At 70.5% G+C, this 25,367-nt stretch carries 24 protein-coding genes; 23 read left to right on the forward strand and 1 reads right to left on the reverse strand.

Features of this window, described 5'->3' with window-relative positions; genetic code table 11:
- The first annotated feature begins 3 nt into the window (after nucleotides 1-3).
- The 12 genes from AB0472_RS04300 to nusB all read left to right on the forward strand — a co-directional run bounded on the left by AB0472_RS04300 (nucleotide 4) and on the right by nusB (nucleotide 12,640).
- Nucleotides 4-351 (forward strand): hypothetical protein, encoded by a 348-nt coding sequence (locus AB0472_RS04300; protein ID WP_366353239.1) that lies wholly within the window; start codon nucleotides 4-6, stop codon nucleotides 349-351.
- A complete protein-coding gene (gene alaS, locus AB0472_RS04305) occupies nucleotides 351-3,023 on the forward strand; it encodes an alanine--tRNA ligase (protein ID WP_366353240.1) in 2,673 nt (890 codons plus the stop codon). Before AB0472_RS04300 ends, alaS begins: the two co-directional genes overlap by 1 nt.
- Nucleotides 3,024-3,037: 14 nt before the next feature.
- Nucleotides 3,038-3,502 (forward strand): Holliday junction resolvase RuvX, encoded by a 465-nt coding sequence (gene ruvX / locus AB0472_RS04310; RefSeq protein WP_351704496.1) that lies wholly within the window; start codon nucleotides 3,038-3,040, stop codon nucleotides 3,500-3,502.
- A 123-nt stretch (nucleotides 3,503-3,625) separates the two neighbouring features.
- Complete coding sequence (mltG, locus tag AB0472_RS04315; protein WP_366353242.1) at nucleotides 3,626-5,365, forward strand: endolytic transglycosylase MltG; 1,740 nt, start codon at nucleotides 3,626-3,628, stop codon at nucleotides 5,363-5,365.
- Nucleotides 5,346-6,185: a shikimate dehydrogenase gene (locus AB0472_RS04320; protein WP_366353244.1), complete on the forward strand. Its 840-nt coding sequence runs from the start codon at nucleotides 5,346-5,348 to the stop codon at nucleotides 6,183-6,185. The genes mltG and AB0472_RS04320 overlap by 20 nt, the downstream gene beginning before the upstream one ends.
- 166 nt (nucleotides 6,186-6,351) lie before the next feature.
- On the forward strand, nucleotides 6,352-7,536 hold the full coding sequence (aroC, locus tag AB0472_RS04325; protein ID WP_366353246.1) for a chorismate synthase: 1,185 nt from the start codon (nucleotides 6,352-6,354) through the stop codon (nucleotides 7,534-7,536).
- A 32-nt stretch (nucleotides 7,537-7,568) separates the two neighbouring features.
- Nucleotides 7,569-8,051 (forward strand): shikimate kinase, encoded by a 483-nt coding sequence (locus AB0472_RS04330; RefSeq protein ID WP_366353464.1) that lies wholly within the window; start codon nucleotides 7,569-7,571, stop codon nucleotides 8,049-8,051.
- Complete coding sequence (gene aroB, locus AB0472_RS04335; RefSeq protein ID WP_366353248.1) at nucleotides 8,048-9,139, forward strand: 3-dehydroquinate synthase; 1,092 nt, start codon at nucleotides 8,048-8,050, stop codon at nucleotides 9,137-9,139. The genes AB0472_RS04330 and aroB overlap by 4 nt, the downstream gene beginning before the upstream one ends.
- 142 nt (nucleotides 9,140-9,281) lie before the next feature.
- The gene (locus AB0472_RS04340) at nucleotides 9,282-10,091 is read left to right on the forward strand and encodes a Pro-rich N-terminal domain-containing protein (protein ID WP_366353250.1); all 810 of its coding nucleotides are present in this window, start codon (nucleotides 9,282-9,284) and stop codon (nucleotides 10,089-10,091) included.
- A 389-nt stretch (nucleotides 10,092-10,480) separates the two neighbouring features.
- A complete protein-coding gene (locus AB0472_RS04345) occupies nucleotides 10,481-11,587 on the forward strand; it encodes an aminopeptidase P family protein (protein WP_366353251.1) in 1,107 nt (368 codons plus the stop codon).
- A 52-nt stretch (nucleotides 11,588-11,639) separates the two neighbouring features.
- The gene (gene efp, locus AB0472_RS04350; RefSeq protein WP_181803274.1) at nucleotides 11,640-12,206 is read left to right on the forward strand and encodes an elongation factor P; all 567 of its coding nucleotides are present in this window, start codon (nucleotides 11,640-11,642) and stop codon (nucleotides 12,204-12,206) included.
- Nucleotides 12,207-12,208: 2 nt separating this feature from the next.
- A complete protein-coding gene (gene nusB, locus AB0472_RS04355) occupies nucleotides 12,209-12,640 on the forward strand; it encodes a transcription antitermination factor NusB (protein ID WP_352367683.1) in 432 nt (143 codons plus the stop codon).
- A gap of 226 nt (nucleotides 12,641-12,866) precedes the next feature.
- On the opposite strand, the gene bldD is transcribed toward nusB, so the two are convergent.
- The gene (gene bldD, locus AB0472_RS04360; protein WP_293993121.1) at nucleotides 12,867-13,370 is read right to left on the reverse strand and encodes a transcriptional regulator BldD; all 504 of its coding nucleotides are present in this window, start codon (nucleotides 13,368-13,370) and stop codon (nucleotides 12,867-12,869) included.
- Nucleotides 13,371-13,623: 253 nt separating this feature from the next.
- On the opposite strand from bldD, the gene pyrR reads away from it, so the two are divergent.
- The 11 genes from pyrR (at nucleotide 13,624) to rpoZ (ending at nucleotide 25,308) form a co-directional block, all read left to right on the forward strand.
- The gene (gene pyrR, locus AB0472_RS04365; RefSeq protein ID WP_366353254.1) at nucleotides 13,624-14,223 is read left to right on the forward strand and encodes a bifunctional pyr operon transcriptional regulator/uracil phosphoribosyltransferase PyrR; all 600 of its coding nucleotides are present in this window, start codon (nucleotides 13,624-13,626) and stop codon (nucleotides 14,221-14,223) included.
- A gap of 85 nt (nucleotides 14,224-14,308) precedes the next feature.
- A complete protein-coding gene (locus AB0472_RS04370) occupies nucleotides 14,309-15,289 on the forward strand; it encodes an aspartate carbamoyltransferase catalytic subunit (RefSeq protein WP_366353255.1) in 981 nt (326 codons plus the stop codon).
- Between the two features lie 5 nt (nucleotides 15,290-15,294).
- Complete coding sequence (locus AB0472_RS04375; RefSeq protein WP_366353257.1) at nucleotides 15,295-16,581, forward strand: dihydroorotase; 1,287 nt, start codon at nucleotides 15,295-15,297, stop codon at nucleotides 16,579-16,581.
- Entirely contained in the window at nucleotides 16,578-17,147 is a 570-nt protein-coding gene (locus tag AB0472_RS04380) for a hypothetical protein (RefSeq protein ID WP_366353259.1), read from the forward strand. The genes AB0472_RS04375 and AB0472_RS04380 overlap by 4 nt, the downstream gene beginning before the upstream one ends.
- Nucleotides 17,144-18,286, forward strand: a complete 1,143-nt coding sequence (carA, locus tag AB0472_RS04385; protein WP_366353261.1) for a glutamine-hydrolyzing carbamoyl-phosphate synthase small subunit — start codon at nucleotides 17,144-17,146, stop codon at nucleotides 18,284-18,286. The genes AB0472_RS04380 and carA overlap by 4 nt, the downstream gene beginning before the upstream one ends.
- Nucleotides 18,279-21,590 carry a carbamoyl-phosphate synthase large subunit gene (gene carB / locus AB0472_RS04390; RefSeq protein ID WP_366353263.1) on the forward strand — a complete coding sequence of 1,104 codons (3,312 nt, stop codon included), beginning with the start codon at nucleotides 18,279-18,281 and terminating at the stop codon, nucleotides 21,588-21,590. Before carA ends, carB begins: the two co-directional genes overlap by 8 nt.
- 157 nt (nucleotides 21,591-21,747) lie before the next feature.
- Nucleotides 21,748-22,854: a quinone-dependent dihydroorotate dehydrogenase gene (locus AB0472_RS04395; RefSeq protein ID WP_366353265.1), complete on the forward strand. Its 1,107-nt coding sequence runs from the start codon at nucleotides 21,748-21,750 to the stop codon at nucleotides 22,852-22,854.
- Nucleotides 22,851-23,696 carry an orotidine-5'-phosphate decarboxylase gene (gene pyrF / locus AB0472_RS04400; protein WP_366353267.1) on the forward strand — a complete coding sequence of 282 codons (846 nt, stop codon included), beginning with the start codon at nucleotides 22,851-22,853 and terminating at the stop codon, nucleotides 23,694-23,696. Before AB0472_RS04395 ends, pyrF begins: the two co-directional genes overlap by 4 nt.
- A gap of 310 nt (nucleotides 23,697-24,006) precedes the next feature.
- Nucleotides 24,007-24,330, forward strand: a complete 324-nt coding sequence (locus AB0472_RS04405) for an integration host factor (RefSeq protein ID WP_003977346.1) — start codon at nucleotides 24,007-24,009, stop codon at nucleotides 24,328-24,330.
- Nucleotides 24,331-24,390: 60 nt separating this feature from the next.
- Nucleotides 24,391-24,984: a guanylate kinase gene (gene gmk, locus AB0472_RS04410; protein WP_366353269.1), complete on the forward strand. Its 594-nt coding sequence runs from the start codon at nucleotides 24,391-24,393 to the stop codon at nucleotides 24,982-24,984.
- A 51-nt stretch (nucleotides 24,985-25,035) separates the two neighbouring features.
- The gene (rpoZ, locus tag AB0472_RS04415; protein ID WP_005319902.1) at nucleotides 25,036-25,308 is read left to right on the forward strand and encodes a DNA-directed RNA polymerase subunit omega; all 273 of its coding nucleotides are present in this window, start codon (nucleotides 25,036-25,038) and stop codon (nucleotides 25,306-25,308) included.
- The last annotated feature ends 59 nt before the right edge of the window (nucleotides 25,309-25,367 follow it).

The following is a 25,367-nucleotide window of genomic DNA, read 5'->3' on the forward strand; positions in this document are numbered from 1 at the left end:
CATATGTTCCGCCGTACTTTCTGGTTCACCACCGGTGTCGCCGCCGGAGTGTGGGCCACCACCAAGGTCAACCGCAAGCTGAGGCAGCTGACCCCCGAGAGCCTCGCCGCCACCGCCGCGCACAAGGCCCTGGAGACCGGGCACCGGATCAAGGACCGGGCGGTCGGCTTCGCGCTCGACGTCCGCGACAACATGGCACAGCGGGAGGAGGAACTGGGCGACGCGCTCGGTATCAACGCGGACCCCGAACTCCCCGCACCCCGGCGGTTCGCCGCCATCGAGAACCGCAGCAACCCGAAGTACGCCGATGACAGGACGACGTACTCGTACAACCGGAATGAGGACCACTGATGGAGTCGGCCGAGATTCGCCGCCGCTGGCTGAGCTTCTACGAGGAGCGCGGGCACACCGTCGTCCCTTCGGCGTCGCTCATCGCGGACGACCCGACTCTGCTCCTCGTCCCGGCCGGCATGGTGCCCTTCAAGCCCTACTTCCTGGGTGAGGTCAAGCCGCCGTGGCCGCGCGCCACCAGCGTGCAGAAGTGCGTGCGCACCCCCGACATCGAAGAGGTCGGCAAGACCACCCGGCACGGCACCTTCTTCCAGATGTGCGGCAACTTCTCCTTCGGCGACTACTTCAAGGAAGGCGCCATCAAGTACGCCTGGGAGCTGCTCACCACGCCCCAGGACAAGGGCGGTTACGGCCTGGAGCCGGACCGGCTGTGGATCACCGTCTACAAGGACGACGACGAGGCCGAGCGCATCTGGCACGAGGTCGTCGGCGTGCCGAAGGAGCGCATCCAGCGCCTCGGCATGAAGGACAACTACTGGTCCATGGGCGTCCCCGGCCCGTGCGGCCCGTGTTCCGAGATCAACTACGACCGCGGCCCCGAGTTCGGCGTCGAGGGCGGCCCCGCCGTCAACGACGAGCGGTACGTGGAGATCTGGAACCTGGTCTTCATGCAGTACGAGCGCGGCGAGGGCATCGGCAAGGACAACTTCGAGATCCTCGGCGAGCTGCCCAGCAAGAACATCGACACGGGCCTCGGCCTGGAGCGTCTCGCCATGATTCTGCAGGGCGTGCAGAACATGTACGAGATCGACACCTCCATGGCCGTCATCAAGAAGGCCACCGAGCTGACCGGCGTCCACTACGGCGACGCCCACGCCTCGGACGTCTCGCTGCGCGTCGTCACCGACCACATGCGTACCTCGGTCATGCTCATCGGCGACGGCGTCACCCCCGGCAACGAGGGCCGCGGCTACGTGCTGCGCCGCATCATGCGCCGCGCCATCCGCAACATGCGGCTCCTCGGTGCCACCGGCCCGGTCGTGCTCGACCTGATCGACACAGTGATCGCCATGATGGGCCAGCAGTACCCGGAGCTGGTCACCGACCGCGAGCGCATCGAGAAGGTCGCCGTCGCCGAGGAGAACGCCTTCCTCAAGACGCTGAAGGCCGGCACCAACATCCTCGACACCGCCGTCACCGAGACCAAGGAGTCCGGCGGCTCCGTGCTCGCCGGCGACAAGGCCTTCCTGCTCCACGACACCTGGGGCTTCCCGATCGACCTCACCCTCGAAATGGCCGCCGAGCAGGGCCTCTCGGTGGACGAGGAGGGCTTCCGCCGTCTGATGAAGGAGCAGCGGGAGCGCGCCAAGGCCGACGCCCAGGCCAAGAAGACCGGCCACGCCGGCGCCGGCGCCTACCGCGAGATCGCCGACAAGACCGGCGAGACCGACTTCATCGGCTACTCCGACACCGAGGGCGAGACCACGATCGTCGGCATCCTCGTCGACGGCGTCTCCTCCCCGGCCGCCGGCGAGGGCGACGAGGTCGAGATCGTCCTGGACCGCACCCCGTTCTACGCCGAGGGCGGCGGCCAGATCGGCGACACCGGCCGGATCAGGGTCGACTCCGGTGCCGTCATCGAGATCCGCGACACCCAGAAGCCGGTCCCGGGCGTCTACGTCCACAAGGGCGTCGTCCAGGTCGGCGAGGTGACCGTCGGCGCCAAGGCCCACGCCACGATCGACTCCCGGCGCCGGACCGCCATCGCCCGCGCCCACTCGGCCACCCACCTCACCCACCAGGCGCTGCGCGACGCCCTCGGCCCGACGGCCGCCCAGGCCGGTTCCGAGAACCAGCCGGGCCGCTTCCGCTTCGACTTCGGCTCGCCGTCCGCCGTCCCGACGGCCGTGATGACCGACGTCGAGCAGAAGATCAACGAGGTGCTCGCCCGCGACCTCGACGTGCGCGCCGACATCATGGGCATCGACGAGGCCAAGAAGCAGGGCGCCATCGCCGAGTTCGGCGAGAAGTACGGCGAGCGGGTCCGCGTGGTGACCATCGGCGACTTCTCCAAGGAGCTGTGCGGCGGCACCCACGTGCACAACACCTCCCAGCTGGGTCTGGTGAAGCTGCTCGGCGAGTCCTCGATCGGCTCGGGCGTACGCCGTATCGAGGCCCTCGTCGGCGTGGACGCCTACAACTTCCTGGCCCGTGAGCACACGGTCGTCGCCCAGCTCCAGGAGCTGATCAAGGGCCGTCCGGAGGAGCTGCCGGAGAAGGTCTCCGCGATGCTCGGCAAGCTGAAGGACGCCGAGAAGGAGATCGAGAAGTTCCGTGCCGAGAAGGTGCTCCAGGCCGCCGGCGGTCTCGTCGAGGCCGCCAAGGACATCCGCGGCATCGCCGTGGTGACCGGGCAGGTCCCGGACGGCACCACCGCGGACGACCTGCGCAAGCTCGTCCTCGACGTGCGCGGGCGCATCCAGGGCGGACGTGCCGCCGTGGTCGCCCTGTTCACGGTCAACAACGGCAAGCCGCTCACGGTCATCGCCACCAACAACGCCGCCCGCGACCGCGGCCTCAAGGCCGGTGACCTGGTCCGTGCCGCCGCCAGGACGCTCGGCGGCGGCGGTGGCGGCAAGCCGGACGTCGCCCAGGGCGGCGGCCAGAACCCGGCCGCGGTCGGCGAGGCCATCGACGCCGTCGAACGCCTCGTGACCGAGACCGCCAAGTAAGGAAACGGTCGGAAATGCGCAGAGGACGTCGACTCGCGATCGACGTCGGGGACGCCCGCATCGGGGTCGCCTCGTGCGACCCCGACGGGATCCTCGCCACCCCGGTCGAGACGGTCCCCGGCCGGGACATCCCGGCGGCCCATCGCAGGCTGCGGCAACTGGTCGAGGAGTACGAACCCGTCGAGGTAGTCGTCGGACTCCCGCGCTCCCTCAAGGGGGGCGAGGGCCCGGCCGCCGTCAAGGTCCGGGCCTTCGCCCAGGAGCTGGCCAAGGGCGTCACACCGGTGCCGGTCCGGCTGGTCGACGAGCGGATGACGACCGTGACGGCCAGTCAGGGGCTACGGGCCTCGGGGGTGAAATCCAAGAAGGGGCGCTCGGTCATCGACCAGGCAGCCGCTGTGATCATCCTCCAGCAGGCGCTGGAATCCGAACGGGTGTCAGGTAAACCACCCGGCGAGGGCGTCGAAGTAGTCATCTGATCGCGATACGGTAACGTTCCGCGCGATGCGATGGTTTTCGAACAGCCACCGCACAGCAAGAGGCGGAACGGTCGGTCGGCCCACCAGCCGCGTGACGCGCCGCCTCGCGGCTCTAGGGGATCGATGACTGAGTATGGCCGGGGCCCAGGCTCCGAACCGTGGCACCCGGAGGACCCGTTGTACGGGGACGACGGGTGGGGAGGACAGCAGGCCCACGTGGGCCAGCAGTCCCCCTACGGCGGCCAGCCGCAGCACTACCCGCAGCAGTCGCAGCAGGAGCAGTACGGCGACTGGGGCCAGCACCCGCAGGGCGGGTACGACCAGCAGCAGTACGCGTACTACGACGAGCAGGGCCAACTCCGGTACGCCGACGGGCACGGCCAGCACGTCCAAGGGCACGCCCAGCAGCAGTACGACCAGCAGCAGTACGTCGGCCACGCCCCGCAGCAGTACCACCAGGGCACCTGGGACGCGACCGGCACCCACGGCCACGTCCCCTACGCCGCCGACCCGGGTGACCCCTACGGCCAGCAGCCGGTGGCCTACGGCGGCGAGCAGCCCGACTTCTACGGCACCGAGGACGCCTACCCGCCCCCGGAGCCGCCCGGCCGCCGGCGCCCCGAGCCCGAGCCGAAGCCGGAGCCCGCCGTCGAGGAGGAGGAAGAGGAGCAGCACCCCTTCTTCACGGGCGCCGACGACGGTGACGACGACGGGGACGACGATCCGAAAGGACGCCGCGGTGGTGGCCGCGGCAAGGACGCGAAGGGCGGCAAGGGCGCCAAGAAACGCCGCAGCGGCTGTGCCTGCCTGGTGGTCTGCCTGGTCTTCGGCGGCGGCGCGGCCACCGTCGGCTACTTCGGCTGGCACTTCTACCAAAATCGTTTCGGCGCGGCTCCTGACTACGCGGGCAGCGGCAACAGCGAGACCGTGACCGTCCAGATCCCCAAGGGCGCGGGCGGATACGAGATCGGCCGCCGGCTGAAGGAAGCCGGTGTCGTCAAGAGCGTCGACGCGTTCGTCCACGCCCAGACGCAGAACTCCAAGGGCGACACGATCCAGGCGGGTGCCTACACCCTCAAGAAGGAGATGTCCGCCGCCAGCTGCGTGCTGCTGATGCTCGACCCGAAGAGCCAGGCCAATGTGGTGGTCACCCCGGGCGAGCGGGCGGCAGCCGTCTATGTGGCGCTCGACAAGAAACTCGGCCTTTCCGCCGGCTCCTCGAAGAAGGCCGCGAAGGCCCAGTACAAGAGCCTCGGCCTGCCGAGTTACGCGAACACCAACAGCAAGATCATGGATCCGCTGGAAGGATTCCTCTACCCGGGTACCTATCCCGCGGCCAAGGGCATGAAGCCCGACGCGATCCTGAAACAGATGGTCGCCGCGGCCAAGGAGCAGTACGCCGGCTACGACCTGGAGGCGGAGGCCAAGAAGTACGACCTGGACAGCCCGCTGCAGGTCATCACGGTCGCGAGCCTCGTCCAGGCCGAAGGAAAGACGCACGACGACTTCCGCAAGATGGCGGAAGTGATCTACAACCGTCTCAAGCCCACGAACACCGAGACGAACCAGAAGCTGCAATTCGACTCGACCTTCAACTACCTGAAGGGCACCAGCAACATCCACATCAGCGAGTCGGAGATCAACAGCAACCGGGACCCGTACAACACGTACACCCAGAAGGGGCTTCCGCCCGGTCCTATCGGCAACCCCGGCGAGGACGCACTGAAGGCGGCACTGAATCCGACCGACGACGGCTGGATCTATTTCGTGGCGACCGACGGCCAGAACAACACCGAATTCGCCAAGACCTACGTGGAATTCCAGCAGCTCAAGGAAAAATTCAATGCCAACTCGGGCAACTGACGCCCGCCGGGCCGCCGTGCTCGGTAAGCCCATCGCCCACTCCCTCTCCCCGGTGCTGCACCGGGCCGCGTACGACGAACTCGGGCTCACCGAGTGGTCCTACGAGCGCTTCGAGGTCGACGAGGCCGGGCTGCCCGGCTTCCTCGGGACGCTGGGACCGGAGTGGGCGGGGCTGTCGCTGACCATGCCGCTGAAGCGGGCGGTCATCCCACTGGTCGACGAGATCAGCGAGACGGCCGCCTCGGTCGACGCGGTCAACACCGTCGTCTTCACCGAGGACGGCCGCCGCCTCGGCGACAACACCGACATCCCGGGCATGGTCGCCGCACTCCGTGAGCACGGCATCGAACAGGTCGGCTCCGCCGCCATCCTCGGCGCCGGTGCCACCGCCTCCTCCGCCCTGGCCGCCCTGGCCCGGATCTGCACCGGCGAGGTCGTCGCCTACGTCCGCAGCGAGGAGCGCGCCGCCGAGATGCGGCACTGGGGCGAACGGCTCGACGTCGAGGTCCGCACCGCCGACTGGGCCGACGCCGAGCAGGCCCTGCACGCGCCGCTGGTGATCGCCACCACCCCCGCCGGCACCACCGACGCCCTCGCCACCGCCGTACCGGAGCGCCCCACCACCCTCTTCGACGTCCTTTACCACCCCTGGCCCACCGCGCTGGCCGCCCGCTGGTCGATGTTCGGAGGCGCCGTCGTCAGCGGCCTCGACCTCCTGGTGCACCAGGCTGTGCTCCAGGTCGAACAGATGACCGGCCGCGGCCCGGCGCCGGTCGACGCCATGCGGCGGGCCGGGGAGAAGGCGCTCACCGAGCGCTGACCCGGCGGATCCGCGTCCGTCTGCTGGACCGGGCGCCGGGTCCAGGGCCCGGACGTGGGAGGATCGGACATGACGGACCGGGGCCCGCCCACCCGGTCGGCCGTCGCCGTACGCGAGGACGCGCGTACGCAGGGCAGTACCAGGGCGCGAGCACTGAGGAGCATCGTTGAGCAGGCTGCGTTGGCTGACCGCGGGGGAGTCCCACGGTCCCGCACTTGTCGCGACGCTGGAGGGCCTTCCCGCCGGCGTGCCGATCACGACCGAGATGGTCGCCGACCACCTGGCGCGGCGGCGGCTCGGCTACGGCCGCGGTGCGCGCATGAAGTTCGAGCGTGACGAGGTCACCTTCCTCGGCGGTGTCCGGCACGGCCTCACCCTCGGCTCCCCGGTCGCGATCATGGTGGGCAACACCGAGTGGCCCAAGTGGGAGCAGGTCATGGCGGCCGACCCGGTCGACCCGGAGATCCTCGCCGGGCTCGCCCGCAACGCCCCGCTGACCCGGCCCCGCCCCGGCCACGCCGACCTGGCCGGCATGCAGAAGTACGGCTTCGACGAGGCGCGCCCGGTCCTGGAGCGCGCCTCCGCCCGGGAGACCGCGGCCCGCGTGGCGCTCGGCGCCGTCGCCCGGTCGTACCTGAAGGAGACGGCCGGCATCGAGATCGTCTCGCACGTCGTCGAACTCTGCTCCGTGAAGGCCCCGGCCGGCGTCTACCCCACCCCGGCCGACGTCGAGCGGCTGGACGCCGACCCGCTGCGCTGCCTGGACGCCGACACGTCGAAGGCGATGGTCGCGGAGGTCGACCAGGCGCACAAGGACGGCGACACGCTCGGCGGTGTGGTCGAGGTGCTGGCCTACGGCGTCCCCGTCGGCCTCGGCTCGCACGTCCACTGGGACCGCAAGCTGGACGCCCGCCTCGCCGGAGCCCTGATGGGCATCCAGGCGATCAAGGGCGTCGAGATCGGCGACGGCTTCGAGCTGGCCCGGGTGCCCGGCTCCAAGGCCCACGACGAGATCGTCAGCACGCCCGAGGGCATCCGCCGGGTCTCCGGCCGGGCCGGCGGCACCGAGGGCGGCCTGTCCACGGGTGAACTGCTGCGGGTGCGGGCCGCGATGAAGCCGATCGCGACCGTGCCCCGGGCCCTGCAGACCGTGGACGTGGCGACCGGCGAGGCCACCCAGGCCCACCACCAGCGTTCGGACGTGTCGGCGGTGCCGGCGGCCGGGATCGTCGCGGAGGCGATGGTCGCGCTCGTCCTCGCGGACGCGGTCGCGGAGAAGTTCGGCGGCGACTCGGTCCCCGAGACCCGCCGGAACGTCCGGTCGTACCTCGAGAACCTGGCCATCCGGTGACCAGCGCACCGAGGGTGGTGCTGGTCGGGCCGATGGGGGTGGGCAAGTCCACGGTCGGGCAGCTGCTGGCCGAGCGGCTCGGCGTCGGCTACCGGGACACCGACGAGGACATCGTCGCCGCCGAGGGCCGCGCCATCGCCGACATCTTCGTGGCCGAGGGCGAGCCGGTCTTCCGGGCGATCGAGAAGCGGGCGGTGCGGGTGGCGCTGGCCGAGCACGAGGGTGTCCTCGCACTCGGCGGGGGCGCGATCCTCGACGCGGAGACGCGGGGTCTGCTGGCCGGCCGCACGGTGGTCTACCTCTCGATGGACGTCGAGGAGGCCGTCAAGCGCACCGGCCTGAACGCGGCCCGGCCGCTGCTCGCCATCAACCCGCGCAAGCAGTGGCGCGAGCTGATGGAGGCGCGGCGGCACCTGTACGAGGAGGTCGCCACGGCCGTCGTGGCGACGGACGGCCGTACGCCCGAAGAGGTCACCCAAGCAGCCCTGGACGCACTGGAGTTGAAGGAAGCATGAGCGAGGCAGTCACCCGGATCCAGGTCGGCGGCACGGCGGGCACCGAGCCGTACGAGGTCCTGGTGGGCCGTCAGCTCCTCGGCGAGCTCGGCGGGTTGATCGGGGACAGGGTGAAGCGGGTGGCCGTGATCCACCCCGAGGCACTCGCCGAGACCGGCGACGCGCTCCGCGCCGACCTGGCCGGGCAGGGCTACGAGGCCGTGGCCATCCAGGTGCCCAACGCGGAGGAGGCCAAGACCGCCGAGGTCGCCGCCTACTGCTGGAAGGCGCTCGGCCAGTCCGGCTTCACCCGCTCCGACGTGATCGTCGGCGTGGGCGGCGGTTCGACCACGGACCTCGCCGGTTTCGTGGCCGCGACCTGGCTGCGGGGCGTCCGCTGGATCGCCGTCCCCACCACCGTCCTCGCCATGGTGGACGCGGCCGTCGGCGGCAAGACCGGCATCAACACCGCCGAGGGCAAGAACCTGGTCGGCGCCTTCCACCCCCCGGCGGGCGTCCTCTGCGACCTGGCCGCCCTCGACTCGCTCCCGGTCAACGACTACGTCTCCGGGCTCGCCGAGATCATCAAGGCCGGCTTCATCGCCGACCCGGTGATCCTGGAGCTCATCGAGTCCGACCCCGAGGCCGCCCGCACCCCGGCCGGCCCGCACACCGCCGAGCTGGTCGAACGCTCCATCCGGGTGAAGGCGGAGGTCGTCTCCTCCGACCTCAGGGAATCGGGCCTGCGCGAGATCCTCAACTACGGCCACACGCTCGGCCACGCCATCGAGAAGAACGAGCGCTACAAGTGGCGGCACGGCGCCGCGGTCGCCGTCGGCATGCACTTCGCCGCCGAACTGGGCCGGCTGGCCGGGCGCCTGGACGACGCGACCGCCGATCGCCACCGCACGGTCCTGGAGTCCGTCGGCCTCCCGCTGCACTACCGCTACGACCAGTGGCCCAAGCTGGTCGAGACCATGAAGGTCGACAAGAAGTCCCGCGGTGACCTGCTCCGCTTCATCGTCCTGGACGGCCTCGCCAAGCCGACCGTCCTGGAGGGCCCGGACCCGGCCGTGCTGCTCGCCGCGTACGGCGAGGTCGGGCAGTAGGTCTGCAGCTGTTCCTTCTGCCCGATTCACCGTGTGGAACGGGCACTTCGGACCGCCCCCGGCCGTTTCACCAAACGACCACCGGGGGCGGTACCGTTCGGTAACGAGCGCAGCCGAACATGACGAGACGGAGTGGCACCGGATGCAGCACGCAGTGGGATCTCCGCTGCCGCCGCCCCATCAGCCGGGGCAGGGACCGACCGGCTGGCAGCCGGCCGCACAGCACCCGGGAGCGCCGCAGGGGCCCGCGCCCGTGCCGCCGCCACCGACCGCGCCCCCGCAGCCGCCGCTTCCCCCGCTGCCGCCCGACACCACGGGTCACGTCCCGTTGCCGCCGGGCGCCCCGGTGGGCATGCCGAGCGCGCCCCCCGCCGCCACGGTCCCCGACCCGACGACCACCACCCTGGCCGTCCTCCTGATCGGCCCCGCCGGTGCGGGCAAGACCAGCGTGGCCAAGTACTGGGCCGACCACCGCCGGGTGCCCACCGCCCACATCAGCCTCGACGACGTCCGCGAGTGGGTCCGCTCCGGCTTCGCCGACCCGCAGTCCGGGTGGAACGACCACTCCGAGGCCCAGTACCGCCTGGCCCGCCGCACCTGCGGCTTCGCCGCCCGCAACTTCCTCGCCAACGGCATCTCGTGCATCCTCGACGACGCGGTCTTCCCGGACCGCCCGGTCGTCGGCCTCGGCGGCTGGAAGCGGCACGTGGGCCCCGGCCTCCTCCCGGTCGTCCTCCTCCCGGGCCTCGACATCGTCCTGGAACGCAACGCGCAACGCAGGGGCAACCGCCGCCTCACCGACGACGAGGTGGCCCGCATCCACGGCCGCATGGCCGGCTGGTACGGCTCCGGCCTCCCCATCATCGACAACTCCCAGCTGGACGTCCCGGCAACGGCCAGAGTCCTGGACGAGGTCCTCACCCGAGCCATAGCAAGCCCCCCAACCTGGTAACCAAGCCACGCCCCAGCCCCGCAGTTTCAGCACCACGGCCCGCACCGTCCGGCGGCCGAGGGACGGCCTGCTGCTTCAGGGGTGCGGGGAACGGCGCGAGAACCCCCACCGACCCGCGGCCAAGGGACGGCCTGCTGCTTCAGGGGCGCGGGGAACGGCGCGAGAACCCCCCACCGTCCGGCGGCCGAGGGACGGCCTGCTGCTTCAGGGGCGCGGGGAACGGCGCGAGAACCCCCCACCGTCCGGCGGCCGAGGGACGGCCTGCGGCTTCAGGGGCGCGGGGAACGGCGCGAGAACCCCCACGGACCCGCACCCGGAGACGGTGCTCAGCCACCCCACTCGGCCCCCTTCAACCGGCACAAACCGCCCACCCCTCCTACGCTCGACTCATGTCAGACGTGTACGCGGCCCGCCGAACCAGGCTGAGGGAACGCTGCCACGCGGCCGGCAGCCAGTCCGCCGTCATCTCGCACCCGGCCAACGTGAGATACCTCGCCGGCGCCACACCGAAGGGCTCCGTCCTGCTCCTCGGCAGACGCGAGGACCTCCTGGTCTGCCCCGGCCCGCTGGACGACCGCCCCGGGGAGGCCGGCCCCGACGAAGCTCTGCGGCCGCACCTGCTGGCCGGACCCGGCGGCGACCCCGCCGTGGCCGCCGCGGGCCTCGCCGCCGCCCAGGACGCCGACACCCTCGCCGTCGAGGAGCACCACCTCACCGTGGCCCGGCACCGCGCCCTCGCCTCCGTCGCCCCAGGCCTCCGCCTGACCGACCTCGGCAACACCGTCGAACAGCTCAGGGTCGTCAAGGACGAGGAGGAGATCTCCTGCCTCCGCATCGGCGCCGAGATCGCCGACCAGGCCCTCGGCGAGCTGCTGGAGTCGATCCTCGTCGGCCGTACCGAACGGCACCTCGCCCTGGAACTGGAGCGGCGCCTGGTCGACCACGGCGCCGACGGCCCGGCCTTCCCCACCTCCGTGGCGACCGGCCCGAACTCCGGCCGCCGCGGCCACCGCCCCACCGACCGGCGGGTCGAGGAGGGCGACTTCCTGACCGTCTGTCTCGGCGCCACCTACCGCGGCTACCGCTGCGAGATCGGCCGTACCTTCGTCATCGGCACCTCGCCCGCCGACTGGCAGATCGACCTCTACGACCTGGTCTTCGCCGCCCAGCGGGCCGGCCGGGAGAGCCTGGTTCCCGGCGCCGCCCACCGGGACGTCGACCGCGCCGCCCGCCAGGTACTGGACTCCGCGGGCTACGCCGAGGGCCTCCAGCCCCTCACCGGACACGGCGTCGGACTCGAAATCGACGAGGACCCGCAGCTCGCCCCTTCAGCCATGGGTAAACTGGACGCTTGCGTGCCGGTCACCGTCGAACCGGGGGTCCACCTCCCGGGCCGGGGCGGCGTCCGGATCGATGACACGCTCGTCGTACGCCCCGAGGCGGACGGCGGACCCGAGCTACTCACCATCACGACCAAGGAGCTGCTCGCACTCTAGGCAAGGTGCGTGCCCCGGGGTCGTCCACGTCAGTCCAGGAGATTCCGCAACCGTGGCTTCCACGAACGACCTCAAGAACGGCCTGGTGCTCAAGCTCGAAGGCGGCCAGCTCTGGTCCGTCGTCGAGTTCCAGCACGTCAAGCCCGGCAAGGGCCCCGCTTTCGTGCGCACCAAGCTCAAGAACGTGCTGTCCGGCAAGGTGGTCGACAAGACCTTCAACGCCGGCGTCAAGGTCGAGACGGCCACTGTCGACAAGCGCGACATGCAGTTCTCGTACATGGACGGCGACTACTTCGTCTTCATGGACATGGACACGTACGACCAGCTGCACATCGACCGGAAGACCGTCGGCGACGCCGCGAACTTCCTGATCGAGGGCTTCACGGCCGTCGTCGCCCAGCACGAGGGCGAGGTGCTCTTCGTCGAGCTCCCGGCCGCCGTCGAGCTGACCATCCAGGAGACCGAGCCGGGCGTCCAGGGCGACCGCTCCACCGGCGGCACCAAGCCGGCCACCCTGGAGACCGGCCACCAGATCCAGGTCCCGCTCTTCATCACGACCGGTGAGAAGATCAAGGTCGACACCCGCACCAGCGACTACCTCGGCCGGGTGAACAGCTAACCGTGGCTGCCCGCAACACGGCCCGCAAGCGCGCCTTCCAGATCCTCTTCGAGGGCGACCAGCGCGGGGCCGACGTCCTGACCGTGCTCGCGGACTGGATCCGGCTCTCCCGGGACGACACCCGGCAGCCGCCGGTGAGCGAGTACACGATGCAGCTGGTCGAGGGCTACGCCGAGCACGCCACGCGTATCGACGAGCTCATCGCCCAGTACGCCGTCGGCTGGACGCTGGACCGGATGCCTGTCGTCGACCGCAACATCCTGCGCCTTGGCGCGTACGAGCTGATCTGGGTCGACGAGACGCCGGACGCCGTCGTCCTCGACGAGATGGTGCAGCTCGCGAAGGAGTTCTCCACGGACGAGTCGCCCTCGTTCGTGAACGGGCTCCTGGGACGTCTCAAGGAGCTGAAGCCGTCGCTGCGCCGCGAGGCGTGAGCCGACGAAACGCCGGAGGGCCTGCAGCGTGCCTCGCTGCAGGCCCTCCGGCGTTCGTGTGCGCCCATGGGTGGGGTGGTGCGGTGGTAGGTCGGCTGCGGCCCGTGTGGGGCCGCTCGCGCAGTTCCCCGAGCCCCCACGGGGCGTTTTAAAGGCCGCCGGGCCAGCCGGAACCGTCGAGTTCCGGCCACCCCGGCGGCACGTTTCTGCTCAGGTGTGGTGGGGGTCAGGCCTCTTCGTGGGTGGCCACCGCGCGGCGGGCGTCCGCGTCCAGGACGCCCCAGCTGATCAGCTGCTCGGTGAGGACCGAGGGGGACTGGTCGTAAATGACGGCCAGGGTGCGCAGGTCGTCCTGGCGGATCGACAGCACCTTGCCGTTGTAGTCACCGCGCTGGGACTGGATCGTCGCCGCGTAGCGCTGCAGCGGTCCCGCCTTCTCGGCCGGCACGTTGGCCAGCCGCTCCAGGTCGAGGACCAGCTTCGGCGGGGGCTCGGCGGCACCGCCGGGCGTCGTGCCGGGCAGCAGCTCCTGCACCGGGACCCCGTAGAAATCCGCCAACTCTGCAAGGCGCTGTACGGTCACGGCACGGTCGCCGCGCTCGTACGAACCGACCACCACGGCCTTCCAGCGACCCTGGGACTTCTCCTCGACACCGTGGAGGGAAAGGCCCTGCTGGGTGCGGATGGCCCGGAGCTTGGCCCCGAGCTGTTTGGCGTATTCGCTGGACATATAGCTCCCCGGACACTGTGTCGACGCGGCCGGCCTTGGTTCCTGCCGCGCGGCTGGTAACTCACTGTGAGGTTACGCAGCGTTACTCTGTTGCGTCAAGCCGAATGGTCCGCACCGACTCTTCCGTGGTGGCGATGACCGATTACGCCAGGGGGGTGATCGGGCACCTCTCGGTCACCTGCTACCGTGGATGGCGCAAATCCGACGTCCTTTAAGGTCCGTCCCGTGAGGCGGAGAAGGGGGTCCGTTTCGTATGGACAAGCAGGAAAAGCCCGACCAGCAGGAACAGTCCGGAGCCGCGGCGCAGGCCTCCGAGGCGCGGCCCGTTCTCGAGGGCCCGGACATCGCGCGGGTGCTGACCCGCATCGCCCACGAGATCGTCGAGCGCGCCAAGGGCGCCGACGACGTGGTGCTCCTCGGCATCCCGACCCGCGGCGTCTTCCTCGCCCAGCGGCTCGCCGCCAAGCTGGAGCAGATCACCGACCGCAAGATGCCCGTCGGTTCGCTCGACATCACCATGTACCGCGACGACCTGCGCATGCACCCGCCGCGTGCGCTGGCCCGCACCGAGATCCCCGGTGACGGCATCGACGGCAGACTCGTGATCCTCGTCGACGACGTGCTCTTCTCCGGCCGCACCATCCGCGCCGCCCTCGACGCCCTGAACGACATCGGGCGCCCCCGTGCGGTCCAGCTGGCGGTCCTCGTCGACCGCGGCCACCGCGAACTGCCCATCCGCGCCGACTACGTCGGCAAGAACCTCCCCACGTCGCTGCGGGAGACGGTCAAGGTCCTGCTCGCCGAGGAGGACGGTCGCGACACCGTCCTGCTCGGTGCGAAGCCGACCCCGTAGCAGGCCGAGGGACCCGCACCACCCCGGTGCGCCCTTGCCTGCCCGCAATCTCCCGATATGTGAACTTCCTTACGGAGCCTGACAGATGCAGCGTCATCTCATCTCGGCCGCCGACCTCACCCGCGACGACGCCGTCCTGATCCTCGACACCGCCGAGGAGATGTCCCGGGTCGCCGACCGGCCGATCAAAAAGCTGCCGACCCTGCGCGGCCGCACCGTCGTCAACCTCTTCTTCGAGGACTCGACCCGGACCCGGATCTCCTTCGAGGCCGCCGAGAAGCGCCTCTCCGCCGACGTCATCAACTTCACCGCCAAGGGGTCCAGCGTCTCCAAGGGCGAGTCCCTGAAGGACACCGCCCAGACCCTGGAGGCGATGGGCGTCGACGCGGTCGTCATCCGGCACGGCGCCTCCGGAGCGCCCTACCGGCTCGCCAACTCCGGCTGGATCGACGCCGCGGTCATCAACGCCGGCGACGGCACCCACCAGCACCCCACCCAGGCCCTCCTGGACGCCTTCACCATGCGCCGCCGCCTGGTCGGCCGGGACGCCGGGACGGGGCAGGACCTGGCCGGCAAGCGCATCACCGTCGTCGGCGACGTCCTGCACAGCCGGGTCGCCCGCTCCAATGTCGACCTGCTGCACACCCTCGGCGCCGAGGTCACCCTGGTCGCCCCGCCCACCCTGGTGCCGGTCGGTGTCGAGCGCTGGCCGTGCGAGGTGTCGTACGACCTCGACTCCGTACTGCCCAAGTCCGACGCCGTGATGATGCTGCGGGTGCAGCGCGAGCGCATGAACGCGGCGTTCTTCCCGACCGAGCGCGAGTACTCGCGGCGCTACGGCCTCGACGGCGAGCGCATGGCGAAGATGCCCGAGCACGCCATCGTGATGCACCCCGGCCCGATGGTGCGCGGCATGGAGATCACCGCCGAGGTCGCCGACTCCGAGCGCTGCACCGTCGTCGAGCAGGTCGCAAACGGAGTCTCCATCCGGATGGCGGTTCTGTACCTCCTGCTCGGCGGCAACGAACCCGCCGTCAGCCACGCCCGCACCACCGAGGAGAAGTAAGACCCATGAGCAAGATCCTGATCCGTGGTGCGAAGGTGCTCGGCGGTGAGCCGCAGGACGTCCTGATCGACGGTGAGGTCGTCGCGGCGGTCGGCTCCGGCCTGTCCGCCGACGGCGCCGAGGTCGTCGAGGCGGCCGGCCGGGTGCTGCTGCCCGGCCTGGTCGACCTCCACACCCACCTGCGCGAGCCGGGCCGTGAGGACTCCGAGACGGTCCTCACCGGCACCCGCGCCGCGGCGAGCGGCGGCTACACGGCCGTGTTCGCCATGGCCAACACCTTCCCGGTCGCCGACACCGCCGGCGTCGTCGAGCAGGTCTACCGGCTCGGCCAGGAGCACGGCTACTGCGACGTCCAGCCGATCGGCGCCGTCACCGTCGGCCTGGAGGGCCGCAAGCTCGCCGAGCTGGGCGCCATGCACGAGTCGGCCGCCGGGGTCACCGTCTTCTCCGACGACGGCAAGTGCGTCGACGACGCCGTGATCATGCGCCGCGCCCTGGAGTACGTGAAGGCCTTCGGCGGGGTCGTCGCCCAGCACGCCCAGGAGCCGCGGCTGACCGAGGGTGCCCAGATGAACGAGGGCGTCGTCTCCGCCGAGCTGGGGCTCGGCGGCTGGCCCGCGGTCGCCGAGGAGTCGATCATCGCGCGTGACGTCCTGCTCGCCGAGCACGTCGGCTCCCGCGTCCACATCTGCCACCTGTCCACCGCCGGCTCCGTCGAGATCGTGCGCTGGGCCAAGTCCCGCGGCATCGACGTCACCGCCGAGGTCACCCCGCACCACCTGCTCCTCACCGACGAACTGGTGCGGTCGTACAACCCGGTCTACAAGGTCAACCCGCCGCTGCGCACCGAACGCGACGTCCTGGCGCTGCGCGAGGCCCTGGCGGACGGCACGATCGACATCGTCGCCACCGACCACGCCCCGCACCCGCACGAGGACAAGGACTGCGAGTGGGCCGCGGCCGCCATGGGGATGGTCGGCCTGGAGACCGCGCTGTCGGTGGTGCAGGAGACCATGGTGGACACGGGCCTGCTGACCTGGGCCGGTGTCGCCGACCGCATGTCCGTCAAGCCCGCGCGGATCGGCGGGGCCGCCGGTCACGGCCGTCCCGTCTCGGCAGGCGAGCCCGCCAACCTCACGCTCGTCGACACGGAATACCGTGGCCTGGTGGACCCCGCGGGCTTCGCCTCGCGTAGCCGCAACACCCCGTACGAGGGACGCGAGCTGCCGGGCCGTGTCACCCACACGTGGCTGCGGGGCAAGGCGACGCTCGTGGACGGGAAGCTGACGTGACACCTCTGATCCTGCTGGCCGACGAGAAGAAGTCGGCCGCGGTCACCGACTGGTGGGCCCGCATCGGCTGGCTGGTCGGCCTCGCCCTCTTCGTCGCGCTCGTCTACTGGCTGATGCGCGAGGGCTGGAAGTGGCGCGGCACCCTCCAGGGCGACCTCCCCGAGCTCCCCACCGCGCCGGACGACCCCGGCGAGGCGAAACTGACCATGAGCGGCCGCTACCACGGCTCCACCACCGCCGGGCAGTGGCTGGACCGCATCGTGGCCCGCGGCCTCGGCTCCCGCAGCCGGGCCGAGCTCACCCTGACCGACGCGGGCCTGGACGTCGTGCGCCCCGGCGCGACCGACTTCTTCATCCCCGCCGACGCGCTCCGCGAGGCCCTGCTCGGCAAGGGCATCGCGGGCAAGGTCCTCACCGAGGGCGGACTCCTCGTGGTGACCTGGGCGCACGGCGACAAGCTGATCGACTCCGGTTTCCGCTCCGACCACGCGGCCGAGCACACCGAGTGGGTCGACGCCATCAACTCCATGACCAAGACACCCAGCACGGAAGGCGCCGAACGATGACGACCTCCACAAGGGGAGCCGGCAAGGTTCCCGCGGTACTCGTCCTGGAGGACGGCCGGATCTTCCGCGGCCGCGCCTACGGGGCCGTGGGGGAGACCTTCGGCGAGGCCGTGTTCTCCACCGGCATGACCGGCTACCAGGAGACCCTGACCGACCCGTCGTACGACCGCCAGATCGTGGTCGCCACCGCCCCGCAGATCGGCAACACGGGGTGGAACGACGAGGACGACGAGTCCAGCCGCATCTGGGTCTCCGGCTACGTCGTGCGCGACCCCGCGCGCGTGCCCTCCAACTGGCGCGCCAAGCGTTCGCTGGACGCGGAACTGGTTGCCCAGGGCGTGGTCGGCATCTCCGGGATCGACACCCGCGCCCTCACCCGCCACCTGCGCGAGCGCGGCTCGATGCGCGCCGGCGTCTTCTCCGGCGAGGCGATCGCCACCGACGCCGAGCTCGTCGCGCGCGTGCGGGCCCAGCCGCACATGAAGGGCGCCTCGCTGTACGAGGAGGTCGCCACCAAGGAGGCGTACGTCGTCCCGGCCGTCGGGGAGAAGCGATTCACCGTCGCCGCCGTCGACCTCGGCATCAAGGGCATGACCCCGCAGCGGATGGCCGAGCGCGGCATCGAGGTGCACGTGCTGCCCGCGACCGCCACCGAGGACGACGTGTACGCCGTCTCCCCGGACGGCGTGTTCTTCTCCAACGGCCCCGGCGACCCGGCCACGGCCGACGGCCCGGTGGCCCTGATGTCCGCCGTCCTGGAGCGCAGGACCCCGCTCTTCGGCATCTGCTTCGGCAACCAGATCCTCGGCCGCGCGCTCGGGTTCGGCACCTACAAGCTCAAGTACGGCCACCGGGGCATCAACCAGCCGGTCCAGGACCGTACGACCGGAAAGGTCGAGGTCACCGCGCACAACCACGGCTTCGCCGTCGACGCGCCGCTCGACAAGGTCAGCGACACGAGGTTCGGCCGCGCCGAGGTCTCGCACGTCTGCCTGAACGACGACGTCGTGGAGGGGCTGCAGCTGCTCGACCAGCCGGCCTTCTCCGTCCAGTACCACCCCGAAGCGGCAGCGGGCCCGCACGACGCCGCCTACCTGTTCGACCGCTTCGTTTCCCTGATGGAGGGCCAGCGTGCCTAAGCGCACCGATATCCAGTCCGTCCTGGTCATCGGCTCCGGCCCGATCGTCATCGGCCAGGCCGCCGAGTTCGACTACTCCGGCACCCAGGCCTGCCGCGTGCTGCGCGCCGAGGGCCTCAGGGTCGTCCTGGTCAACTCCAACCCGGCGACGATCATGACCGACCCGGAGATCGCCGACGCCACCTACGTCGAACCGATCACCCCGGAGTTCGTCGAGAAGATCATCGCCAAGGAGCGCCCCGACGCGCTGCTGCCCACCCTGGGCGGTCAGACGGCGCTGAACACCGCGATCTCGCTCGACGAGAACGGCGTCCTGGCCAAGTACGGCGTCGAGCTGATCGGCGCCAACGTCGAGGCCATCAACAAGGGCGAGGACCGCGACCTGTTCAAGGAGGTCGTGGAGGAGGTGCGCAGGAAGATCGGGTACGGCGAGTCCGCCCGGTCGGTCATCTGCCACACCATGGACGAGGTCATCGCGGGTGTCGAGGAGCTCGGCGGCGGCTACCCGGTCGTCGTCCGCCCGTCCTTCACCATGGGCGGCGCCGGTTCCGGCTTCGCCCACGACGAGGAGGAGCTGCGCCGCATCGCCGGGCAGGGCCTCACGCTCTCGCCCACCACCGAGGTGCTCCTGGAGGAGTCCATCCTCGGCTGGAAGGAGTACGAGCTGGAGCTGATGCGCGACAAGCACGACAACGTCGTGGTCGTCTGCTCCATCGAGAACTTCGACCCCATGGGCGTGCACACCGGCGACTCGATCACCGTGGCGCCGGCGATGACGCTGACCGACCGCGAGTACCAGATCCTGCGCGACATCGGCATCGCCGTCATCCGTGAGGTCGGCGTCGACACCGGTGGCTGCAACATCCAGTTCGCCGTCAATCCCGAGGACGGCCGGGTCATCGTCATCGAGATGAACCCGCGCGTGTCGCGGTCCTCGGCGCTCGCCTCCAAGGCGACCGGCTTCCCGATCGCGAAGATCGCCGCGAAGCTGGCCGTCGGCTACACCCTGGACGAGATTCCCAACGACATCACGCAGGAGACCCCGGCCTCCTTCGAGCCCACGCTCGACTACGTGGTCGTCAAGGCCCCGCGCTTCGCGTTCGAGAAGTTCCCGTCCGCCGACTCCACGCTCACCACGACCATGAAGTCGGTCGGCGAGGCGATGGCCATCGGCCGCAACTTCCCCGAGGCCTTCCAGAAGGCGCTGCGCTCGCTGGAGAAGAAGGGCAGCCAGTTCACCTTCGTCGGCGAACCCGGCGACAAGCAGACGCTGCTGCACGAGGCGGTACGGCCCACCGACGGCCGGATCAACACGGTCATGCAGGCCATCCGGGCGGGTGCCACCCCCGAGGAGGTCTTCGAGTTCACCAAGATCGACCCGTGGTTCGTCGACCAGCTCTTCCTGATCAAGGAGATCGCCGACGAGCTGGCCGAGGCGCCGGAGCTGAGCGCCGAGCTGATCGCCGACGCCAAGCGGCACGGTTTCTCCGACCAGCAGATCGCCGAGATCCGCGGCCTGCGCGAGGACGTCGTGCGCGAGGTCCGGCACGCGCTGGGCGTGCGCCCGGTCTACAAGACGGTCGACACCTGCGCCGCCGAGTTCGCCGCGAAGACGCCGTACTTCTACTCCTCCTACGACGAGGAGACCGAGGTCGCGCGGCGCGAGAAGCCGGCCGTCATCATCCTGGGCTCCGGCCCCAACCGCATCGGCCAGGGCATCGAGTTCGACTACTCCTGCGTGCACGCGTCCTTCGCGCTGAGCGACGCCGGCTACGAGACGGTCATGGTCAACTGCAACCCGGAGACCGTCTCCACCGACTACGACACCTCCGACCGGCTCTACTTCGAGCCGCTCACCCTGGAGGACGTGCTGGAGATCGTGCACGCCGAGCAGCAGGCCGGACCGGTCGCGGGTGTGGTCGTGCAGCTGGGCGGGCAGACCCCGCTGGGCCTGTCCCAGGCGCTCAAGGACAACGGCGTGCCGATCGTCGGCACCTCGCCCGAGGCGATCCACGCCGCCGAGGACCGGGGCGCCTTCGGCCGGGTCCTCGCGGAGGCGGGCCTGCCGGCCCCCAAGCACGGCACGGCGACCACCTTCGCCGAGGCGAAGGCCATCGCCGACGAGATCGGCTACCCGGTGCTCGTCCGCCCGTCGTACGTCCTCGGCGGGCGTGGCATGGAGATCGTCTACGACGAGACCCGGCTGGCGGCGTACATCGCCGAGTCGACCGAGATCAGCCCCACCCGGCCGGTCCTCGTCGACCGGTTCCTGGACGACGCCATCGAGATCGACGTCGACGCGCTCTACGACGGCGAGGAGCTGTACCTCGGGGGCGTCATGGAGCACATCGAGGAGGCCGGCATCCACTCCGGCGACTCGGCGTGCGCCCTGCCCCCGATCACGCTCGGCGGCTTCGACATCAAGCGGCTGCGCGCCTCGACCGAGGCCATCGCGAAGGGTGTCGGCGTACGCGGTCTGATCAACATCCAGTTCGCGATGGCCGGGGACATCCTCTACGTCCTCGAAGCCAACCCGCGCGCGTCCCGCACGGTTCCCTTCACCTCGAAGGCGACCGCGGTGCCGCTGGCCAAGGCCGCCGCCCGGATCTCGCTGGGCGCGACCGTCGCCGAACTGCGCGCCGAGGGGCTGCTGCCGGCCCGCGGCGACGGTGGCGAGCTGCCCTTCGACGCGCCGATCTCCGTGAAGGAGGCGGTCATGCCGTGGTCGCGGTTCCGCGACATCCACGGCCGGGGCGTCGACACCGTCCTCGGCCCGGAGATGCGCTCCACGGGCGAGGTCATGGGCATCGACTCCGTCTTCGGCACGGCGTACGCCAAGTCGCAGGCCGCGGCGTACGGGCCGCTGCCGACCAAGGGCCGTGCGTTCATCTCCGTCGCCAACCGCGACAAGCGCTCCATGATCTTCCCGGCGCGTGAGCTGGTCGCCCACGGCTTCGAGCTGCTGGCCACCTCCGGCACGGCCGAGGTGCTCAAGCGCAACGGCATCAACGCGACCGTCGTGCGCAAGCAGTCGGAGGGGGTCGGCCCCAACGGCGAGCGGACGATCGTGCAGCTCGTCCACGACGGCGAGGTGGACCTCATCGTCAACACTCCGTACGGCACCGGGGGTCGCCTGGACGGGTACGAGATCCGGACGGCCGCGGTGGCCCGGTCGGTGCCCTGTCTGACGACCGTGCAGGCCCTTGCGGCGGCCGTGCAGGGGATCGACGCGCTGAACCACGGGGACGTGGGGGTGCGGTCGCTCCAGGAGCACGCGGAGCGGTTGACGGCCGCGAGGGACTGACAGGCCGTGGTTCGGCTGCGGGCCGGTGGTGACCGGTCGCGCAGTTCCTCCCCCAGCCTTCGGCCGGGGGGAATCCCAGCGCCCCTGGAAGGTGCGTTGCCCAGCCGTCTACGAGGGGGGCACCGGAAAACGGTGTCCCCCTCTTCATGAGGACACGATGTACAAGATCTTCTTCAACCTTGTTTTCAAGCGGATGGATCCCGAACAGGCTCACCATCTCGCCTTCCGGTGGATCCGGCTCGCCGCCCGCATCCCCGTACTGCGCACCTTCGTCGCGGCCGCGCTCGCGCCCCGCTACGAGGAGCTGCGCACCGAGGCCTTCGGGCTGCGGATGCACGGGCCCTTCGGGCTGGCCGCCGGGTTCGACAAGAACGCCGTCGCGATCGACGGGATGTCGATGCTCGGGTTCGACCACGTCGAGATCGGGACCGTGACCGGCGAGGCGCAGCCGGGCAATCCCCGCAAGCGGCTCTTCCGGCTCGTCGGCGACCGGGCGCTGATCAACCGGATGGGGTTCAACAACGACGGCTCGTTGACCGTGGCCGCGCGGCTGGCGACCCGTGAGACCGTGTTCAGGACCGTCGTGGGCGTCAACATCGGAAAGACCAAGGCCGTACCGGAGGCCGAGGCCGTCGGCGACTACGTGAAGTCGGCCGAGCGGCTCGCGCCGTACGCGGACTACCTGGTCGTGAACGTGTCGTCGCCGAACACGCCGGGCCTGCGCAACCTCCAGGCCGTCGATCACCTCCGTCCGCTGCTGACGGCCGTGCGCGAGGCCGCCGACCGCGTGGTGGCCAACCGCCGGGTGCCGCTCCTGGTGAAGATCGCGCCGGACCTCGCCGACGAGGACGTCGACGCCGTCGCCGACCTGGCCGTCGAGCTGGGCCTGGACGGGATCATCGCCACCAACACGACGATCGCGCGCGAGGGGCTCGGGCTGCGGTCGGATCCCGCGCTGGTGAAGGAGACCGGCGGGCTCTCCGGGGCGCCGCTCAAGGCGCGCTCCCTGGAGGTGCTGCGGCGGCTGTACGCGCGCGTGGGCGACCGGATCACCCTGGTCGGCGTCGGCGGTGTCGAGGACGCCGAGGACGCCTGGCAGCGCATCCTCGCCGGTGCCACGCTGGTCCAGGGCTACAGCGCCTTCATCTACCAGGGTCCCTTCTGGGGCCGCGCCGTCCACAAGGGCCTCGCGGCACGCCTGCGCACCAGTCCGTACGCCACCCTCGCCGACGCGGTCGGCGCCGACGTGAGGAAGTCCGTATGAGCCCGCTGGAGCCCTTCGGCGCGCGGCTGCGCCGCGCCATGGACGAGCGCGGTCCGCTGTGCGTCGGCATCGACCCGCACGCCTCGCTGCTCTCCGAGTGGGGTCTGAACGACGACGTGGCGGGCCTGGAGCGGTTCAGCCGCACCGTCGTCGAGGCGGTGGCCGACCGGGTCGCCGTGATGAAGCCGCAGAGCGCGTTCTTCGAGCGGTTCGGCTCGCGCGGAATCGCCGTGCTGGAACGGGTGGTGGAGGAGGCGCGGGCGGCCGGGACGCTGGTCGTGATGGACGCCAAGCGCGGCGACATCGGCTCGACCATGGCCGGGTACGCGGAGGCGTTCCTGAGCAAGGACGCCCCGCTGTTCTCGGACGCCCTCACCGTCTCCCCGTACCTCGGCTACGGCTCGCTCAGCCCGGCCGTCGCGCTGGCCCGGGAGAGCGGGGCCGGCCTGTTCGTGCTGGCGCTCACCTCCAACCCGGAGGGGCCTGAGGTGCAGCACGCGGTGCGCGCCGACGGGCGAACGGTCGGCGCGACCGTGCTCGCCCACCTCGCCGCCGAGAACGCCGGGGAGGAGCCGCTGGGCTCCTTCGGCGCCGTCGTCGGCGCCACGGTCGGCGACCTGTCGTCGTACGACCTCGACATCAACGGTCCGCTCCTCGCGCCGGGCGTCGGCGCGCAGGGGGCGACGGCGGCCGACCTGCCCACGGTCTTCGGGCCCGCGGTGCGCAACGTGGTTCCAAACGTGAGCCGAGGTGTTTTGCGTCACGGTCCCGATGCCGGGGCGCTGCGGGCGGCCGCGGAGCGGTTCGCGGGCGAGATCCGGGATGTCGTCGCAGGTCGGTGAGGGCTCCGGCGAGAGCCGGGCGAGTGCTTCGCCGGGCACTTCGGCGACCGCCCGATCGTGAATACATCCTCAAATCCGGGGCAATATGTCTGAAATGTCCGGCCTGGCGGAGGCTGACCAGGACTTTTCCGCTGTTCTCGCTGACTCCGGCGGACTTGCCCGCTAGTCTCCGAGCAGTGGGGGCACCCCCACACCCTTTAGATAGTGGGGGACAACGGGCGCGCGTGTTGCTCGTAGCTCCCCAGGTGTGGGGCGACTAGGTTCCTCACCGGTCCGTATCCGACAGTTCGACATCCGAGGTGACGTAGGCGTGGCTCTTCCGCCCCTTACCCCTGAACAGCGCGCAGCCGCGCTCGAAAAGGCCGCCGCGGCTCGCCGGGAGCGGGCCGAGGTCAAGAATCGACTCAAGCACTCCGGCGCCTCTCTCCACGAGGTCATCAAGCAGGGCCAGGAAAACGACGTCATCGGCAAGATGAAGGTCTCCGCCCTGCTCGAGTCCCTGCCGGGCGTGGGCAAGGTCCGCGCCAAGCAGATCATGGAGCGACTCGGTATCTCCGAGAGCCGCCGCGTGCGTGGTCTCGGTTCCAACCAGATCGCCTCCCTGGAGCGCGAGTTCGGCAGCACCGGCTCCTGATCACGGGGCCGTCCGGGAGGGCCGTCCCGGACGGCCTGCGATTGCTGGAATAATCGCTGCATGGCTGCAACATTCCGGGGGACGACCCCCGAGCCCCCGGACGATCGTCCGCGGCTGACCGTGCTCTCCGGCCCCTCCGGGGTCGGCAAGAGCACGGTCGTCGCCCATATGCGCAAGGAACACCCCGAGGTCTGGCTCTCGGTGTCGGCGACCACGCGCAAGCCCCGCCCCGGCGAGAAGCACGGCGTCCACTACTTCTTCGTCTCCGACGAGGAGATGGACAAACTGATCGCCAACGGCGAACTCCTGGAGTGGGCCGAATTCGCCGGCAACCGCTACGGCACTCCGCGGGCCGCGGTCCTCGAGCACCTGGAGGCCGGTGTGCCGGTCCTCCTGGAGATCGACCTCCAGGGCGCCCGGCAGGTCCGCGAGACCATGCCGGACGGCCGGCTGGTGTTCCTGGCCCCTCCGTCCTGGGAGGAGCTGGTGCGCAGGCTCACCGGGCGCGGCACCGAGGCGCCCGAGGTGATCGAGCGGCGACTGGACGCGGCCAAGGTCGAACTCGCTGCCGAGCCTGAGTTCGACGAGACCCTGGTCAACACCTCCGTCAAGGACGTGGCGCGCGAGCTGCTAGCCTTGATGGACGTTGTGTGATCGTCGCTGATCATGCAGACTGAATCTTTCCCATCCATCGGAAGGCAGAGCGTGTCCTCTTCCATCACCGCGCCCGAGGGCATCATCAACCCTCCGATCGACGAGCTCCTCGAGGCCACCGACTCGAAGTACAGCCTCGTGATCTACGCGGCCAAGCGCGCCCGTCAGATCAACGCGTACTACTCGCAGCTCGGCGAGGGCCTCCTCGAGTACGTCGGTCCGCTCGTCGACACCCACGTCCACGAGAAGCCGCTCTCCATCGCCCTGCGCGAGATCAACGCGGGTCTGCTGACGTCCGAGGCCATCGAGGGTCCGGCGCAGTAGTGCTGCAGTAATACTTTCGTAGTGCAGCTGACTTATCCACAGGCCCGGCAGCCCGACTG

The sequence above is a fragment of the Streptomyces sp. NPDC086777 genome, assembly GCF_040702065.1.
In the GTDB taxonomy this organism is placed as follows: Bacteria; Actinomycetota; Actinomycetes; order Streptomycetales; family Streptomycetaceae; genus Streptomyces.

What these genes read in the sequence shown, in the direction of transcription:
- AB0472_RS04395 (WP_366353265.1), top strand. Translation starts at nt 21,748, where the DNA reads ATGTACAAGATCTTCTTCAACCTTGTTTTCAAGCGGATGGATCCCGAA.
- mltG (WP_366353242.1), top strand. Translation starts at nt 3,626, where the DNA reads ATGACTGAGTATGGCCGGGGCCCAGGCTCCGAACCGTGGCACCCGGAG.
- AB0472_RS04320 (WP_366353244.1), top strand. Translation starts at nt 5,346, where the DNA reads ATGCCAACTCGGGCAACTGACGCCCGCCGGGCCGCCGTGCTCGGTAAG.
- AB0472_RS04330 (WP_366353464.1), top strand. Translation starts at nt 7,569, where the DNA reads ATGGGGGTGGGCAAGTCCACGGTCGGGCAGCTGCTGGCCGAGCGGCTC.
- pyrF (WP_366353267.1), top strand. Translation starts at nt 22,851, where the DNA reads ATGAGCCCGCTGGAGCCCTTCGGCGCGCGGCTGCGCCGCGCCATGGAC.
- carA (WP_366353261.1), top strand. Translation starts at nt 17,144, where the DNA reads ATGACGACCTCCACAAGGGGAGCCGGCAAGGTTCCCGCGGTACTCGTC.
- gmk (WP_366353269.1), top strand. Translation starts at nt 24,391, where the DNA reads ATGGCTGCAACATTCCGGGGGACGACCCCCGAGCCCCCGGACGATCGT.
- AB0472_RS04345 (WP_366353251.1), top strand. Translation starts at nt 10,481, where the DNA reads ATGTCAGACGTGTACGCGGCCCGCCGAACCAGGCTGAGGGAACGCTGC.
- alaS (WP_366353240.1), top strand. Translation starts at nt 351, where the DNA reads ATGGAGTCGGCCGAGATTCGCCGCCGCTGGCTGAGCTTCTACGAGGAG.
- AB0472_RS04375 (WP_366353257.1), top strand. Translation starts at nt 15,295, where the DNA reads ATGAGCAAGATCCTGATCCGTGGTGCGAAGGTGCTCGGCGGTGAGCCG.
- AB0472_RS04300 (WP_366353239.1), top strand. Translation starts at nt 4, where the DNA reads ATGTTCCGCCGTACTTTCTGGTTCACCACCGGTGTCGCCGCCGGAGTG.
- ruvX (WP_351704496.1), top strand. Translation starts at nt 3,038, where the DNA reads ATGCGCAGAGGACGTCGACTCGCGATCGACGTCGGGGACGCCCGCATC.
- aroB (WP_366353248.1), top strand. Translation starts at nt 8,048, where the DNA reads ATGAGCGAGGCAGTCACCCGGATCCAGGTCGGCGGCACGGCGGGCACC.
- AB0472_RS04340 (WP_366353250.1), top strand. Translation starts at nt 9,282, where the DNA reads ATGCAGCACGCAGTGGGATCTCCGCTGCCGCCGCCCCATCAGCCGGGG.
- pyrR (WP_366353254.1), top strand. Translation starts at nt 13,624, where the DNA reads ATGGACAAGCAGGAAAAGCCCGACCAGCAGGAACAGTCCGGAGCCGCG.
- AB0472_RS04370 (WP_366353255.1), top strand. Translation starts at nt 14,309, where the DNA reads ATGCAGCGTCATCTCATCTCGGCCGCCGACCTCACCCGCGACGACGCC.
- bldD (WP_293993121.1), bottom strand. Translation starts at nt 13,370, where the DNA reads ATGTCCAGCGAATACGCCAAACAGCTCGGGGCCAAGCTCCGGGCCATC.